This is a genomic window from Streptomyces sp. NPDC085900 (assembly GCF_044540925.1).
GTDB classification, from domain to species: Bacteria; Actinomycetota; Actinomycetes; order Streptomycetales; family Streptomycetaceae; genus Streptomyces; species Streptomyces gilvifuscus.
In genome coordinates this window covers 841,162-854,458 of sequence record NZ_JBITSP010000001.1, presented here as the reverse complement: position 1 = coordinate 854,458, position 13,297 = coordinate 841,162, and the positions used below count along the sequence as shown (strand labels likewise).

Below are 13,297 nucleotides of genomic sequence, written 5' to 3'. Positions count from 1 at the left end.
ACGATGTCGGCATGCTCTCGTCGTTGCTCGATCTCGCCCCCGTCGTCCCCGTCGTCGTGATCGAGGACGCGGCGGACGCCGTACCGCTCGCGCGGGCGCTCGTCGCGGGCGGGCTGCCCGCCGTCGAGGTGACGTTGCGGACGCCGGCCGCGCCGGCCGCGATCCGGGCGATCGCCGCCGAGGTGCCGGACGCGGTGGTCGGAGCCGGGACCGTGATCACGCCGGAGCAGGTGAGGGAGTCGGTCGCGGCCGGGGCGCGGTTTCTGGTGAGCCCGGGGTGGACGGACGTACTGCTGGAGGCGATGCGGGCGTCCGGGGTGCCGTTCCTGCCGGGGGTGTCGACCACGTCGGAGGTCGTGGCGCTGCTCGAACGCGGGGTGCGGGAGATGAAGTTCTTCCCGGCGCGGGCGGCGGGCGGTACGGCGTATCTGCGGTCGTTGGCGGGGCCGTTGCCGCAGGCCCGGTTCTGTCCGACCGGGGGGATCGGTCCGGACGACGCCCCTGACTACCTGGCGTTGCCCAACGTCGGCTGCGTGGGCGGCAGTTGGATGCTCCCGGCGGATGCCGTCGCCGCCCGTGACTGGGGACGGATCGAGGCGCTGGCCCGCGAGGCGGCGGGGCTGCGGCGGAGCGTGTGACGCGCCCCGCCCGCGGGGGCCTCAGCGCAGGTGGGACGTGTCGTTGAAGAGCCGTACGCTCGCGTTGCCGTCCGCGTAGTACGCCACCGCCGACAGGGAAGCGGCCGAGAGTTCCATGCGGAACAGGGACTCCGGCGGGGCGCCCAGGGCGAGTTGGATGAACGTCTTGATGGGCGTCACGTGCGAGACGAGCAGGACGGTACGGCCCGCGTAGGCCGCGACCAGCTTGTCGCGGGCCGCGGCGATACGGGTGGCCGTCGCCGCGAAGCTCTCGCCGCCGCCGGAGGGTTCGACCGTGGGGTCGGCCAGCCACCGGTTGAGGTCGTCCGGGTAGCGCGCGCGCACCTCGCCGAAGGTCAGTCCCTCCCAGGCGCCGAAGTCCGTCTCCCTGATCTCGTCCTCGACGCTCACCTCGAGGCCGAGGTGCCGGGCGACGATGGCGGCGGTCTCGCGGGTACGGGCGAGGGGGGACGCGACGATCGCCTGTACCGTCCCGCGCCGGGCCAGCGCGGCGCCGACCCGCTCGGCCTGCTCCCGGCCCACCTCGGACAGCGCGGGATTCGTGCCGCCGCTCCCCGAGAACCGCTTCTGCGGGGTCAGCGGGGTCTCGCCGTGCCGCAGCAGTACGAAGGTTGCCGGGGCGCCCATGTCGGCGGGAGCCCAGCCGGGACTGGCAACAGCGGTCGCGGCCCGAGCATCGGCGTCGGCCTTCACAGCGGCCCCGGCCCCAGCAGCGTCGGCAGCAGCGGCTCCGCCGCCGGTGGACGCGGCACTGTCCAGCTCCGCCGACGACTCCGCCGCTCCGCGGCGGGCAGACAGCTCAGCCGTCGACTCCCCCGCCGACCACTGCTCCCCCCGGCCCCCCGCATCCATCGCCTCGTTCGCCAACCGATCCGCATGCTTGTTCCGCTCCCGCGGAATCCACTCATACGTCACCCGGTCCGCCGGGAACACCCGTGCCGCCTCCATCGCCAGCGGCTTCATGTCCGGGTGCTTGATCTTCCAGCGGCCCGACATCTGCTCGACGACCAGCTTGGAGTCCATGCGGACGTGCACGGACGCCGAGGGGTCGAGCTCATGGGCAGCCCGCAACCCCGCCAGCAGCCCCCGGTACTCGGCGACGTTGTTCGTGGCCACGCCGATGTACTCGGCCGCCTCGACCAGCGTCTCCCCCGTCGCCGCGTCCAGCACGACCGACCCGTAGCCCGCGGGTCCCGGGTTGCCCCGCGACCCGCCGTCGGCCTCGACGATGAACTCCCGCACCGCACAGGCTCCTTAAAGCACCTCTGAAGGAAAAGACCTCTACAGACCGGACTCGGCCGTGCGCACCAGGATGCGGCGGCAGTTCTCGCAGCGCACCACCGTGTCGGGGGCGGCCGCGCGGACGTCGTTGAAGTCGGTGATGGACAGCTCCTGGCGGCAGCCCTGGCAGGTGCGCTGGTACAGCTTGGCCGCGCCGATGCCGCCCTGCTGCTCGCGCAGCTTGTCGTAGAGCTTGAGCAGGTCGGCGGGGATGGTGCCGGCGATGACCTCGCGCTCCTTGGTCACCGTGGCGACCTCGCCGTCGATCTCCTCGAGGGCGGCGTCCCGGCGCGCGGTGGCGTCGTCGATCTTCGACTGGACGGAGGAGACCCGGTCGGTCAGCTCGCGCACCCGCTCCTGCACGGACTCGATGCGCTCCATGACCTCCAGGACGATGTCCTCGAGGTCGCCCTGCCGCTTGGCGAGGGAGGCGATCTCGCGCTGGAGGTTCTCCAGGTCCTTGGGGGAGGTGACCGCGCCGGAGTCCAGGCGCTGCTGGTCGCGGGCGGCGCGCTGGCGCACCTGGTCCACGTCCTGCTCGGCCTTGGTCTGCTCGCGGGCGGTGTCGCTCTCCTCGGTCTGCGCGGCGACCAGGAGGTCCCGCAGCTGCGTGTGGTCCTTGGTCAGCGACTCGATCTCGGCGTGCTCGGGCAGCGACCTGCGCTTGTGCGCGAGCTGCTGCAGGCGTACGTCGAGGTCCTGGACGTCGAGGAGTCGGATCTGGTCGGCGGGCGCGGCGTTCAGTTGGGGGCTCCAGGTGAAGGGGAGTGGCTGGTCCAGGGGTCGGTGACCGTCTTGGAGACGTGGACGCGCAGGTCCCATCCGTGGCGGTCGGAGATTTCGTCGAGCTGGGTGGCGGCCAGCTCGCACCAGGGCCACTCGGTGGCCCAGTGCGCCGCGTCGAGCAGCGCGAGGGGGCTTTGGAGGACGGCCTCGGAGGCCGGGTGGTGGCGCAGGTCGGCGGTGAGGAAGGCGTCGACGCCCGCGGCGCGGACCTGGTCGAAGAGGCTGTCGCCGGAGCCGCCGCTGACGGCGACGGTGCGGATGACGGCCTCGGGGTCGCCGGCGACGCGGATGCCCTGCGCGGTGGCGGGCAGGCGCTCGGCGGCGCGGGCGGCGAAGTCGCGCAGCGGCAGCGGGTGGTCCAGTTCGCAGACGCGGCCGAGGCCCCGGCGGCCCTGCGGGTCGGTCGGGTCCGGCACGAGCGGTCGTACGACTCGGAGGTCCAGCGCGCCCGCGAGGGCGTCCGACACGCCCGGGTCGGCGGTGTCGGCGTTGGTGTGGGCGACGTGCAGCGCGATGTCGTTCTTGATGAGGGTGTGCACGACGCGGCCCTTGAAGTGGGTCGCCGCGACCGTCGTCGTACCGCGGAGGTAGAGCGGGTGGTGGGTGACGATCAGGTCGGCGCCGAGCTTGACCGCCTCGTCGACGATCTCCTGGACCGGGTCGACGGCGAACAGGACCCGGGTGACCTCCTGGTCGGGGTCGCCCACGACGGTGCCGACCGCGTCCCAGGACTCGGCCCGCGCGGCGGGCCACAGGTTCTCCAGCGCGGCGATGACTTCAGACAGACGGGGCACGGACAGAAGGCTACCTGCCTGATCCGTGCCGCTGAACCGATGTCCGCGGCCGGGCGCGCGCCGGTCCGGGTGTGCGGGACCGTCGGGGGCCACCCTCAGCACAGCGGCCTCCCTTCCCTCAGGCGAATCGTTCCTCTACCACCCTTATGTGTGAAGCAGGAGCCTCGTGGTCCCCCGTGTGTGCGTGCGAAAACTAGCTTCGTGACCGGAGGTGACCAGACCATGACGGCCTGTGCGATCGAGCCCGAGGCTGCCCCCGGGGACGGTGCTCCGGAGGTGGGCTGCTCCATCACCGCGGACGGCGCCTACGCCGCCCGCCTCGCCCTGGACGGCGACTGCTGGTTCCCGGAGCGCTGGACGCTGGACGGCCCCGAGCCGTACGCGGTGCCGCTGCCCGGCAACCAGCCGGAGGAGCCCGGTACGGAGGTGCAGCCGATGGGCGACGGGCGGGTGCTGATCCGTCGGCCCACGGACGGGCGGCACGTCTTCTCCCTGCTGTATCCGACCGGCCCCGGCACCGGCGAAGTCCTGCTCGGCGCGGTCGAGTGCCCGGACGAGGATGCCTCACTGCGGCTGCTGCCCCCGGCGCCGGGCGGCGAGAAGGCGTACGCCCTCGCGGTGGGCCGGCGTTCCAGCACGCTGTGGCTGGTGGCGGGCGGGGCCTTCGGGCCGGAGCGGCTGGCGGAGATCCCGGGGCGCTGCTCGGGCGGGGTGTGGCTGGACCACGCGGGCCGGATGCTGGCGCTGGACCGGGAGGTCGGCGGGCGGACGAAGACGGTCGTGGTGGATCTGGGGCGGGGCGGCGAGGTGTCGCCGTTCCTGCAGATCACCGACGGCAGCGACGACCGGCTGCTGCTGGCCGACCCGGACAGCGGGCTGCTGCTGATCCGCTCGGACGCGCCGTCGCCGGGTGAGGACCGGCTGGGCTGGGGGGTGCTGGGCAGCACGCTTCCGGTGCGGTTCCCGGAGTGTCTGCGGGTGCCGGACTGCTCGGTGACGCCGTTCGCGATCCAGCCGGGGCTCGTGCTGATGCCGGAGAGCTGTGGGGTGGCGCTGCGGGTGGACGGGCCGATGGGCGGCTGGGTGGGGCTGTGGCGGCCGGACCGGCGGCAGGTGCACCATCTCGCGGCGCCGGCCGGGTGGTTGGCCGGGGCGGGGCTGTGGACCAGGGACGGGGTGCTGCAACTGCCGTACGCGACGGCCGAGATGCCGTGCGGTCTGGCGCGGGTGGCGGCGCCCTCGGGGGAAGCGGGGGACGCGGTTCCGGAGGGTGGTCCGGGGGATGGCGGTGCGGGCGTGCGGGCGGCGTCGGAGGGTGCCCCCGCGACGGCGGACGAACCGTGGCAGCCGGGTCCTCCGGCGGCGGACGAACCGTCACAACCGGACCCTCCGGAACCGGTCGTGGCCCGTCCGGTGCCGTTGCGGGAAGCGCCCTTGGGACGTCTTGTAACGAACTAGTGCCGATGGGCGTGCCCGCCTGGATCCGGGTGGCGGGGTGCTGGTTAAACTCGCCGGGCTGTTCGAAAGATCATGTTGACGGGGTGAATCCTTCCGATGAGCGACACAAGCACCATGCAGCCGCTGTCCGCCGAGACCCAGGAGGACGCCGGTCACGGTCGTCACCGGGGTCCGAACTCGGCCCAGGACGGTGACACGGCCCCTCGTGGCCGCCACCGCAAGCCGGCCGAGGACACCGAGGCAGCTGCCTGAGGGTACGCAGGGAAGGGCCCGCACACCGACCGGTGTGCGGGCCCTTCCGCGTGTCCACGCCCGCCCTGCACGCGCTTCGCTCGACGTCGGCTCCAGGTCTCCGCTCGACGTCCGCTCTACGTCGGCTCTACGTCCGCTTGAGGCCGAGCACCTCCGCCGCCGCGAACGTCTCCCCCTCGGGCCGCTCGGCGTAGTGCGCGGTGAGTACGGCGTCCAGCTCGTCGTAGGTGAAGGTGTCCTGCTTGCTGTCGAACTTGGCTCGCACGCGCGGGCGGTCCACGACCGCGACCATGCCGCCGTGCACGACGAACAGCTGGCCGTTGGCGCGGGCCGCGGCGGGTGAGGCCAGGTAGCCCACGAGCGGGGCGACGTGCTCGGGGGCGAGCGGGTCGAGGCCGTCGGCGGGCTGCTCGAAGCCGGCGAAGACGTCCTCGGTCATCCGGGTGCGGGCGCGCGGGCAGATGGCGTTGGCGGTGACCCCGTACTTGGCGAGGGCGAGGGCCGTGGAGGTGGTCAGGCCGACGATTCCGCCCTTCGCGGCCGCGTAGTTGGGCTGGCCCGCGGAGCCCGCGAGGAAGGCCTCCGAGGAGGTGTTCACGATCCGGCCGTAGACCGGGCCGCCCGCCGCCTTGGAGCGCTCGCGCCAGTGGGCGGCGGCGAAGTGGATCGTGTTGAAGTGGCCCTTGAGGTGGACCCGGATCACCGAGTCCCACTCGCCCTCGGTCATGGAGAAGACCATGCGGTCGCGCAGGATGCCCGCGTTGTTGACCAGGATGTCCAGCTTGCCGAACTCCGCGATGGCCAACTCCACCAACTGACGGGCCTGTTGGAAGTCGGCCACGTCCCCGGTGTGGGCGGTGGCCCGTCCGCCGGCCGCGCGGATCTCGGCGGCGACCTCCTCGGCGGGGCCCGCGGAGGCCTCCCCGGAGCCGTCCCGGCCCGGTTGGCCGTAGTCGTTGACGACGACGGCCGCGCCGAGCCGGGTGAGTTCGAGCGCCTCGGCCCGGCCCAGGCCCCGGCCAGCGCCGGTGACGACGGCCGACAGTCCTTCCAGTGGCAGCGACACGGGCCCTCCGTCAGATCTCGATGCAGGTACGCAGGGCGGTGCCCGTGCGCATCTGGTCCAGCGCCTCGTTGATCTCGGTCAGCGGCACCCGGTGCGTGATCAGGCCCTCCAGGTCGATGCGGCCCGCCCGCCACAGGGCGACGGTGCGCTCGTAGGAGCGCAGGACGTCGCCGCCGCCGTACATCGACGGCAGGATGCGCTTCTCGTCGAAGAACAGCTCGAACATGTTGAGTTGGAGGAAGTCGTCCATGGCGCCCGCGCCGACCACGACGAGGGTGCCGCCGCGCCGGGTGTTGTCGTACGCCGTCCGGGCGGTGGCCGACTTGCCGACGACCTCGAAGACGTAGTCGAAGCCCTCCCCGGCGGTCACCTGCTGCTTGGCGTCGGCCAGTTCGTCCGGTGAGACGGCCTTGGTGGCGCCGAACCCGATGGCCGACTCGCGGCGCGAGGCCACCGGGTCGACGGCGACGATCTCCGCCGCGCCCTTCAGCCGCGCGCCCTGGATCGCCGAGATGCCGACGCCGCCGCAGCCGATGACGGCGACCGACGAACCGGCCTCCACGTCGGCGGTGTTGAGGGCGGCCCCGAGTCCGGTGGTCACCCCGCAGCCGATCAGCGCCGCGATGTCGTAGGGCACGTCGTCCGGGATCGGCACCGCGCAGCCCGCGTCGACGACGACCTCCTCGGCGAAGGTGCCGGTGCCGGCGAAGCCGAAGACATCGCCGCCGGGGCGGCGGAAGTTGGGGGTGCCGGCGTTCATGAACCCGGCCAGGCACAGCTCGGTCTGGCCGCGCTTGCAGGCGGGACAGGTGCCGCAGGCCGGCAGCCAGCACACGACCACCCGGTCGCCCGCCTTCAGGTGGGTGACCCCGTCGCCGACCTCGAGGATCTCCCCCGCTCCCTCGTGGCCGGGCACGAAGGGCGCGGGCTGCGGCAGTACCCCGCTCATCGCGGACAGGTCCGAGTGGCACAACCCGGTCGCCCTGACCCGGATGCGTACCTTGCCGGGCCCGAACCCCACGGACTCGACGTCGTCGAGGACCTCCAGCTTCTCCTGGCCGATCTCCTGCAGTACGGCTGCGCGCATGGTGCGGCTCCCCTCAACTGCTAGCTGTGTCAACCGTGTTCGACGATCGTGTCGGCGAGGACCGGCGCGTCGTCCCGCTCCACCGCGCTGACGACGACCGTGGTGGACCGCGGCGTGTGCCACATGCGCATCCGCAGGGTCTCCCCCGGGTACACGACGCCCGCGAACCGGGTCGAGTACGACCGCACCCGGCTCACGTCCCCGCCGAGCAGCGTGTCGACGACCGCCTTGAGCGTCATGCCGTAGGTGCACAACCCGTGCAGGATGGGCCTGTCGAACCCGGCGCGCTTGGCGAACTCGGGGTCGGCGTGCAGCGGGTTGTAGTCGCCGCAGAGGCGGTAGAGCAGGGCCTGGTCCTCGCGGATGTGCCGTTCGACGATCCGGTCGGGGTCGCCGGCCGGAGGTTCGAGGCGTGTGGAGGGGCCGCGGTCGCCGCCCCAGCCGCCCTCCCCTCGTACGAAGATCTGGGCGTCGTTCGTCCACAGCGGGCCGTCGACGTCGGCGACCTCCGTGCGCATGACCAGGACGGCCGCCTTGCCCTTGTCGTACACGGCGGCGATACGGCCGGTGGCGGTGGCGGTGCCCCGCGCCGGAAGGGGGCGGTGGATGGTCAGCGACTGGCCGCCGTGCAGGACCTTGGCGAGGTCGACGTCCACGCCCGGCATGGACAGCCCGCTGATCACGCCGGGGGAACCGGCGCCCGCGACGGTGGCGAAGCTCGGCAGGACGTGCAGCCGGGACTCCAGGGTGTAGCGCAGCTCGTCGGGGTCGGTGGCCGGGATGCCGGCGCCGATGCCGAGGTGGTAGAGCTGGACGTCCTTGTGGTCCCAGGTGATCTCGCCGGACCGGGGTTCGGCGGCGAGGGCCTTCGCTGCGTCGATGGGCATACGGCTCCTGGTGGATCGAGTGGCTCAAGACCTCGGCGCGGCCGTCCGCACCGTCGGCCGCGACCGAGGTCGTCACGATGGCCGATCTAGAACGCGTTCCAGTCCGGCGCCCTCTGTATAGCCCAGGGCTCGTCACTTGTGAAGGCTCCTGACGCCGTGTCAGGTATGCCGGGCGCCCGCCCGGACGGGCTGTCGGGTACGCCGGGTGCGCGCCCGGACCGGCCGTGACATTTGTCCTGCCCAGGTCCGTACAAGCGCATCTGCCGGACGGGGGTGCCCACTTCGTAGCGTCGTAGCCATGACACAGACGGAATGCGCCGCCGTGTCCTTCACGGGGGCGGTCAAGACCTTCGGCGCCGTGCGCGCCGTCGACGGCGTCGATCTGACCATCGCGCCCGGCGAGACGGTCGCCCTCCTCGGCCGCAACGGCGCGGGCAAGTCGACGACGATCTCCCTGCTGCTCGGCCTGAACGAGCCCGACGAGGGCACCGTCGAGCTGTTCGGTGCGCCCCCCGGGGCCGCCGTGCGGGCCGGGCGGGTCGGCGCCATGCTGCAGGAGGGCCGCGCGGTGCCCCGCGTCACCGTGCGCGAGCTGGTCGCCTTCGTCGCGGGGCGCTATCCGGCGCCGATGCCGGTCGAGCGGGCGCTGCGGCTGGCCGGGATCACGGAACTGGCCGGACGCCGCGTGGACCGGCTGTCCGGCGGCCAGACCCAGCGCGTCCGCTTCGCCGTCGCCCTCGCCGGGAACCCCACGCTGATCGTCCTGGACGAGCCGACGGCCGCCCTGGACGTGGAGGCGCGGCACGCGTTCTGGGCGTCGATGCGGTCCTACGCGCGCCTCGGCCACACGGTGCTGTTCTCCACCCACCACCTCCAGGAGGCGGACGCCCACGCGGACCGCATCCTCGTCATCGACGGCGGCCGGATCGTCGCCGACGGCACGAGCGAGGAGCTGAAGCGGTCGGTGGGCGGTGGCCTGGTCGCCTTCGACCTCGCCGGAGGCGACACCCGGGGGCTGGAGCGGCTGCCGGGCGTGCGGTCGCTGGAGGTGCGCGGGGGCCGGGCGCGGCTGCGGACGGACGACCCCGACGCCACGGTGGTCGCCCTGGTCGGGCTCGGTGCGATACGGGGGTTGGAGGTGGCACCGGCGTCTTTGGACGATGCGTTTCTCGCCCTCACCGCTCCTGGGGGCTCTGCCCCCAGGCCCCCGTTCGGCCCTGGACGGGCCTCGTCCTCGAACTCCCCCAGAGGGGGTGCCCCCAGACGGGCTGGATCGGTCCCCGAGGACACCGGCATCAAGGAGGCGTCGTGATGCTCGACTACCTGCGTCTAGAAGTGCGCCGCACCCTCCGCGACGTCGGATTCGTCGTCGGCGGGGTCGCCATGCCCGTGCTGATGTATCTGCTGTTCACCAACCTCGGTGCGGACGACGGGGGTTACAAGACGGCCGCGATGGTCGGGATGGCGGGGTACGGGGCCGTCGGGTCCGCGCTCAACACCGGTGGCGGGGTCGCCGAGGACCGGGCGATCGGGTGGCTGCGGCAGTTGCGGGTGACGCCGATGACACCGCGGCAGGTCGTGGTCGGGCGGGCGCTGACCGGCTCGGTGACCGTGCTGCCGGCGATCGTGGCGGTGCTCGCGGCGGGCGGTCTGGTCAACGGGGTGCGGCTGGCGGCCTGGCAGTGGGGCGCGATCGCGCTGCTGCTGTGGCTGGGCTCGCTGCCGTTCACGCTGCTGGGGCTGGGCAACGGCTACCGGCTGACCGGACAGACCACCGGCGTGGCGAACATGGCCTGCAACCTGGGCCTGGCCGTCCTCGGCGGCCTGTGGTTCCCCGTCACCCTCTTCCCGGGCTGGCTGCGCGCCGTGTCGGCGTACACGCCCACCTACCGGTTCGCCGAGCTGGGCACGTCGGTCGCGGACGGACGCGCTCCGGCGCTCGGCGCGGTCTGTGTCCTGGGGGCTTGGCTGCTGGCGTTCGGTTCGTACGCTGTGCTGTCGTACCGGCGGTCCGGACGGACCGCCTGAACGGGGGACGAGGATGCACTGGACACGTGGGATCGCCTGTCAGCTGCGGCAGTGGCGGGCTGCCCGGGAGCGGTGGCGGGCGGACATGCGGGCCTTCAAGGCCGCGCAGAAGGAGGCGCGCCGCACCGGCGCCGAGGTGCCCGAGCACCCGGGCCCGCCGCCGACGGCCTTCTCCCTGCTGCCGTGGCTGCTGATGGGGCTGGGGGCGTTCTCCAACCTCTTTCAGGGCAAGACCCCCAACCCGTGGATCGGCGGTCTGGGGCTGCTCGCCTTCAACTCCCTCTACATCTTCGTGGCGACGCGCGCCTTCGTGAAGGAGAAGCGGCAGTCCGTCTCCACGCGGGTGGCGCTGGGCGTGATGGCCGCGATCACCTGCGGTCTGGCCGGGAGCTACGGCGACAACTGGCTGCTGTTCTTCCCCCTGCTCGGGCTGGCCACGGGCGCGGCCCTGCGGGGCGAGTACCTGCGCTGGTCCGGCACCGGTGTCGCCCTGCTCGCCGGGGTGGTCTCCACCGCGCGCGACGGCTGGAACGGGCTGAACATCGCCTACGCCACCTTCATCTCGACCATGGTGACGGCGGCGATCCTCTCCCTGTCCGAGGCCGTACGGGAACTGCGCGCCGCCCGTGAGCAACTCGCCCACCAGGCCGTCGAGAAGGAGCGGCTGCGCTTCTCGCGCGATCTGCACGACCTGCTCGGCCACACCATGTCGGTGATCGTGGTGAAGTCGGAGGCCGCCCGGCGGCTGGCCCCGCGGGACCTGGACGCGGCGCTGGCCCAGATCACCGACATCGAGTCCGTGGGCCGGCAGGCCCTCACCGAGATCCGGGAGGCCGTCACCGGCTACCGCGAGGGCAGCCTCGGCACCGAACTCGACCGCGCCCGCTCGGTGTTGTCGGCGGCCGACGTCGAACCGGTGGTGCGGCGTTCGGGCACGCCCCTCGCGCCGCAGACCGAGGTCCTGCTGGGCTGGGTGGTGCGGGAGGCCGTCACGAATGTCGTGCGGCACGCGGGCGCGACCCGCTGCGAGATCACCGTGGACGGCGCCGCCGAGCAGGTCCGCCTGACGGTCGCCGACAACGGCGGCGGCGAACCGGCCTTCCCCTCCTCCCCCGGCGTCGGCGGCACGGGCCTGAAGGGTCTGACCGAGCGCCTCGCGGCGGCGGGCGGCTCCCTGCGGGCCGGCCCGTCGCCGCGAGGCGGCTTCACGGTCACCGCCGAGCTTCCCCTGGAGCCCGGCGACACACCGGCCCCCGTGGCCGCTACGGCGCCCAGGGCGCGCTGACCACCCAGCTCACGTCGTCCGTCCAGGACGTGGCGCTGTCCCAGGTGTTGGAGCCTCCGTCACTCGCGATGTAGACGTTGTAGTCGTAGTGGCGGATGAACTTCGTCGGGTAGTTGTACGACGCGAACGACGTCCCCGTGCCGCTCTTGCCGGTCGTCGGACAGAACGTGGCGTCCTGTCTGAACTGTGTGGTGCCGGTCATCGGCTGCCGCAGCAGCTGGTAGTTGTAGTGGCGCAGGAAGTCGCCGGGGTAGTTGCGCGACTCGAAGGAGACGCAGGAGGCGTCGGCGAGGCCGCGGCGGACGATCCAGGTGGCGTCGTTCTTGTCCAGGGCCGAGCTGCTCGAGGTGATCGCGGAGACGACGGCCGTGTTGTTCTGGTGGCGGATGTAGTCGCCGGTGCAGCAGGACGTGGTCGCCTTCAGGGAGATCTCCGAGCCGGGGGTGAGCGTCCCGGTGGAGCCGGTGGCGCCGCCGTAGCCGACGGAGACGATGTTGGCCTGGACGGAGTTGTCGGCGGCGTCCGTCGGGATGCCGGAGGTCATGACGCCCTCGAAGAACGAGCCGATGGAGCCGTTGCTGTTGTCGCCGCCGGTGCCGAGGACGATGGCGCCCTCCTGGTGCATGGGCGAGTAGCCACTGGCATTGGTGGGCTCACTGCCGGAATAGGTCGTGGTCAGCCCGCCGGATTGGGCGTTGCCCCATTTCAGTGCGAAATGGTCCTGGCCGTTGTTCTTCAATAGCGCGGTCACGAACGGCAGCGCGCCCGTACCGGTGTTGGAGGAGTTCGTGCTGTAGCCGAGGTTGGACTGGAACAGCCCGTTCTCCAGGTCCGCCTGCACCCACGGGCCCTGGCCGTAGCAGGGCGAGAACCAGCACTCGGTGCCGAAGTTGATCGCGTCCATGTGGCCGTTGCCGGTGTCCTTGTTGTTCGTCTCGGCGTTGCCGTAGTCGAAGCAGCAGCTGCCGTTGACGTGGGTGCCGGACGTGACCATGTACATCCCCTCGGCGCCGCCGTCGGTGGCGACGCCCGAGGTGGAGTTGTCGCGGTAGCCCATGCCCGCCGAGATCTCCAGGCCGTAGACCTGGTGGCCGCCGACGGTCACCGGCAGGGCGTCCGCGGGCGCGCCGACGTCGGCCGCCCCGGCGCCTCCCGCGCCCTCCACGGTCAGGTCGTTGTGGCGCGAGGACTGGTCGTAGATCTTGGTGATGATGCAGGTGGTGCCGGCGCAGAAGGAGTCCTGGGCGGCCGCGTTGGCGTAGCCGCCGGCGGCCAGCAGCCCGATGTCCTTGGTGGCGCTGTCGGAGGCCCGCTGCACCTGGTAGAGGGAGCCGTTGTACGAGGAGTACAGCGCCCTGGCCAGGCTGTGCGCGGCGACACAGGGGGTGCCCGCGGCGGCGTAGATGTCGCAGGGCAGTGAACCGGCCGCCTGCGCCTGCGGAATGCCGACGGCGAGCGCCAGCACCGTGACGAGCGCCGAGAGCGCTGCCAGGGCCGCGGTTCTGAGTCTGGGGAACACGGTGGAGCCTCCTTCACTGTCCGGTATACCGAACGACGTTCGAAGCTAATTCCGGATTTCTGACACCGATCGAAATGCCGAACAATTGCGGGTGGGAGTACGGAGACAGGAATTGCAAAGGCGAACTCTCAATGCAGAGGCGATTGTTGGGCCACCGTCAGAAGCCGTCAAGCCTTCAGGAACGGAACCATGCCG

The 13,297-nt window shown here is 72.3% G+C and carries 13 protein-coding genes; 6 read left to right on the top strand and 7 right to left on the bottom strand.

The window, feature by feature from the left end; all coding sequences use genetic code 11:
- Positions 1-11 precede the first annotated feature (11 nt).
- Positions 12-638 (top strand): bifunctional 4-hydroxy-2-oxoglutarate aldolase/2-dehydro-3-deoxy-phosphogluconate aldolase, encoded by a 627-nt coding sequence (gene eda / locus ACIGDI_RS03835; protein ID WP_399890002.1) that lies wholly within the window; start codon positions 12-14, stop codon positions 636-638.
- Between the two features lie 21 nt (positions 639-659).
- Here eda and ACIGDI_RS03830 read toward each other — a convergent pair whose 3' ends face one another.
- The 3 genes from ACIGDI_RS03830 to ACIGDI_RS03820 are packed head-to-tail and all read right to left on the bottom strand — an operon-like array spanning position 660 to position 3,520.
- Positions 660-1,901: a bifunctional RNase H/acid phosphatase gene (locus ACIGDI_RS03830; protein WP_399889999.1), complete on the bottom strand. Its 1,242-nt coding sequence runs from the start codon at positions 1,899-1,901 to the stop codon at positions 660-662.
- Positions 1,902-1,940: 39 nt separating this feature from the next.
- The gene (locus ACIGDI_RS03825) at positions 1,941-2,684 is read right to left on the bottom strand and encodes a zinc ribbon domain-containing protein (protein ID WP_399890494.1); all 744 of its coding nucleotides are present in this window, start codon (positions 2,682-2,684) and stop codon (positions 1,941-1,943) included.
- The gene (locus tag ACIGDI_RS03820; protein WP_200698612.1) at positions 2,681-3,520 is read right to left on the bottom strand and encodes a Nif3-like dinuclear metal center hexameric protein; all 840 of its coding nucleotides are present in this window, start codon (positions 3,518-3,520) and stop codon (positions 2,681-2,683) included. The genes ACIGDI_RS03825 and ACIGDI_RS03820 overlap by 4 nt, the downstream gene beginning before the upstream one ends.
- Before the next feature lie 222 nt (positions 3,521-3,742).
- Here ACIGDI_RS03820 and ACIGDI_RS03815 point away from each other — a divergent pair, with 222 nt between their 5' ends.
- Together ACIGDI_RS03815 and ACIGDI_RS03810 are read left to right on the top strand one after the other, a co-directional pair.
- Positions 3,743-4,978, top strand: a complete 1,236-nt coding sequence (locus ACIGDI_RS03815; protein ID WP_399890491.1) for a hypothetical protein — start codon at positions 3,743-3,745, stop codon at positions 4,976-4,978.
- A gap of 96 nt (positions 4,979-5,074) precedes the next feature.
- The gene (locus ACIGDI_RS03810) at positions 5,075-5,230 is read left to right on the top strand and encodes a hypothetical protein (protein ID WP_399889994.1); all 156 of its coding nucleotides are present in this window, start codon (positions 5,075-5,077) and stop codon (positions 5,228-5,230) included.
- 127 nt (positions 5,231-5,357) lie between these two features.
- Here ACIGDI_RS03810 and ACIGDI_RS03805 read toward each other — a convergent pair whose 3' ends face one another.
- From ACIGDI_RS03805 to ACIGDI_RS03795, 3 genes are read right to left on the bottom strand one after another with little or no spacing between them, the layout of a single operon-like run.
- Complete coding sequence (locus tag ACIGDI_RS03805; protein ID WP_399889991.1) at positions 5,358-6,296, bottom strand: 3-oxoacyl-ACP reductase; 939 nt, start codon at positions 6,294-6,296, stop codon at positions 5,358-5,360.
- 10 nt (positions 6,297-6,306) lie between these two features.
- Positions 6,307-7,383, bottom strand: a complete 1,077-nt coding sequence (locus ACIGDI_RS03800) for a Zn-dependent alcohol dehydrogenase (RefSeq protein ID WP_399889988.1) — start codon at positions 7,381-7,383, stop codon at positions 6,307-6,309.
- Positions 7,384-7,412: 29 nt separating this feature from the next.
- Positions 7,413-8,270, bottom strand: a complete 858-nt coding sequence (locus ACIGDI_RS03795; RefSeq protein ID WP_399889985.1) for a MaoC/PaaZ C-terminal domain-containing protein — start codon at positions 8,268-8,270, stop codon at positions 7,413-7,415.
- 298 nt (positions 8,271-8,568) lie between these two features.
- On the opposite strand from ACIGDI_RS03795, the gene ACIGDI_RS03790 reads away from it, so the two are divergent.
- Genes ACIGDI_RS03790 through ACIGDI_RS03780 form a run of 3 tightly spaced genes read left to right on the top strand, consistent with a single transcriptional unit; the run spans position 8,569 to position 11,583 of the window.
- Positions 8,569-9,582 carry an ATP-binding cassette domain-containing protein gene (locus tag ACIGDI_RS03790; protein ID WP_399889982.1) on the top strand — a complete coding sequence of 338 codons (1,014 nt, stop codon included), beginning with the start codon at positions 8,569-8,571 and terminating at the stop codon, positions 9,580-9,582.
- Positions 9,582-10,298: an ABC transporter permease gene (locus ACIGDI_RS03785; RefSeq protein ID WP_399890487.1), complete on the top strand. Its 717-nt coding sequence runs from the start codon at positions 9,582-9,584 to the stop codon at positions 10,296-10,298. The genes ACIGDI_RS03790 and ACIGDI_RS03785 overlap by 1 nt, the downstream gene beginning before the upstream one ends.
- A gap of 13 nt (positions 10,299-10,311) precedes the next feature.
- Positions 10,312-11,583 (top strand): sensor histidine kinase, encoded by a 1,272-nt coding sequence (locus tag ACIGDI_RS03780; RefSeq protein ID WP_399889979.1) that lies wholly within the window; start codon positions 10,312-10,314, stop codon positions 11,581-11,583.
- Here ACIGDI_RS03780 and ACIGDI_RS03775 read toward each other — a convergent pair.
- Positions 11,561-13,102 carry an alpha-L-arabinofuranosidase B gene (locus ACIGDI_RS03775; RefSeq protein WP_399889976.1) on the bottom strand — a complete coding sequence of 514 codons (1,542 nt, stop codon included), beginning with the start codon at positions 13,100-13,102 and terminating at the stop codon, positions 11,561-11,563. The two genes, ACIGDI_RS03780 and ACIGDI_RS03775, sit on opposite strands and share 23 nt — an antisense overlap.
- Positions 13,103-13,297 lie beyond the last annotated feature (195 nt).

What these genes read in the sequence shown, in the direction of transcription:
- eda (WP_399890002.1), top strand. Translation starts at nt 12, where the DNA reads ATGCTCTCGTCGTTGCTCGATCTCGCCCCCGTCGTCCCCGTCGTCGTG.
- ACIGDI_RS03815 (WP_399890491.1), top strand. Translation starts at nt 3,743, where the DNA reads ATGACGGCCTGTGCGATCGAGCCCGAGGCTGCCCCCGGGGACGGTGCT.
- ACIGDI_RS03810 (WP_399889994.1), top strand. Translation starts at nt 5,075, where the DNA reads ATGAGCGACACAAGCACCATGCAGCCGCTGTCCGCCGAGACCCAGGAG.
- ACIGDI_RS03800 (WP_399889988.1), bottom strand. Translation starts at nt 7,383, where the DNA reads ATGCGCGCAGCCGTACTGCAGGAGATCGGCCAGGAGAAGCTGGAGGTC.
- ACIGDI_RS03795 (WP_399889985.1), bottom strand. Translation starts at nt 8,270, where the DNA reads ATGCCCATCGACGCAGCGAAGGCCCTCGCCGCCGAACCCCGGTCCGGC.
- ACIGDI_RS03790 (WP_399889982.1), top strand. Translation starts at nt 8,569, where the DNA reads ATGACACAGACGGAATGCGCCGCCGTGTCCTTCACGGGGGCGGTCAAG.
- ACIGDI_RS03785 (WP_399890487.1), top strand. Translation starts at nt 9,582, where the DNA reads ATGCTCGACTACCTGCGTCTAGAAGTGCGCCGCACCCTCCGCGACGTC.
- ACIGDI_RS03780 (WP_399889979.1), top strand. Translation starts at nt 10,312, where the DNA reads ATGCACTGGACACGTGGGATCGCCTGTCAGCTGCGGCAGTGGCGGGCT.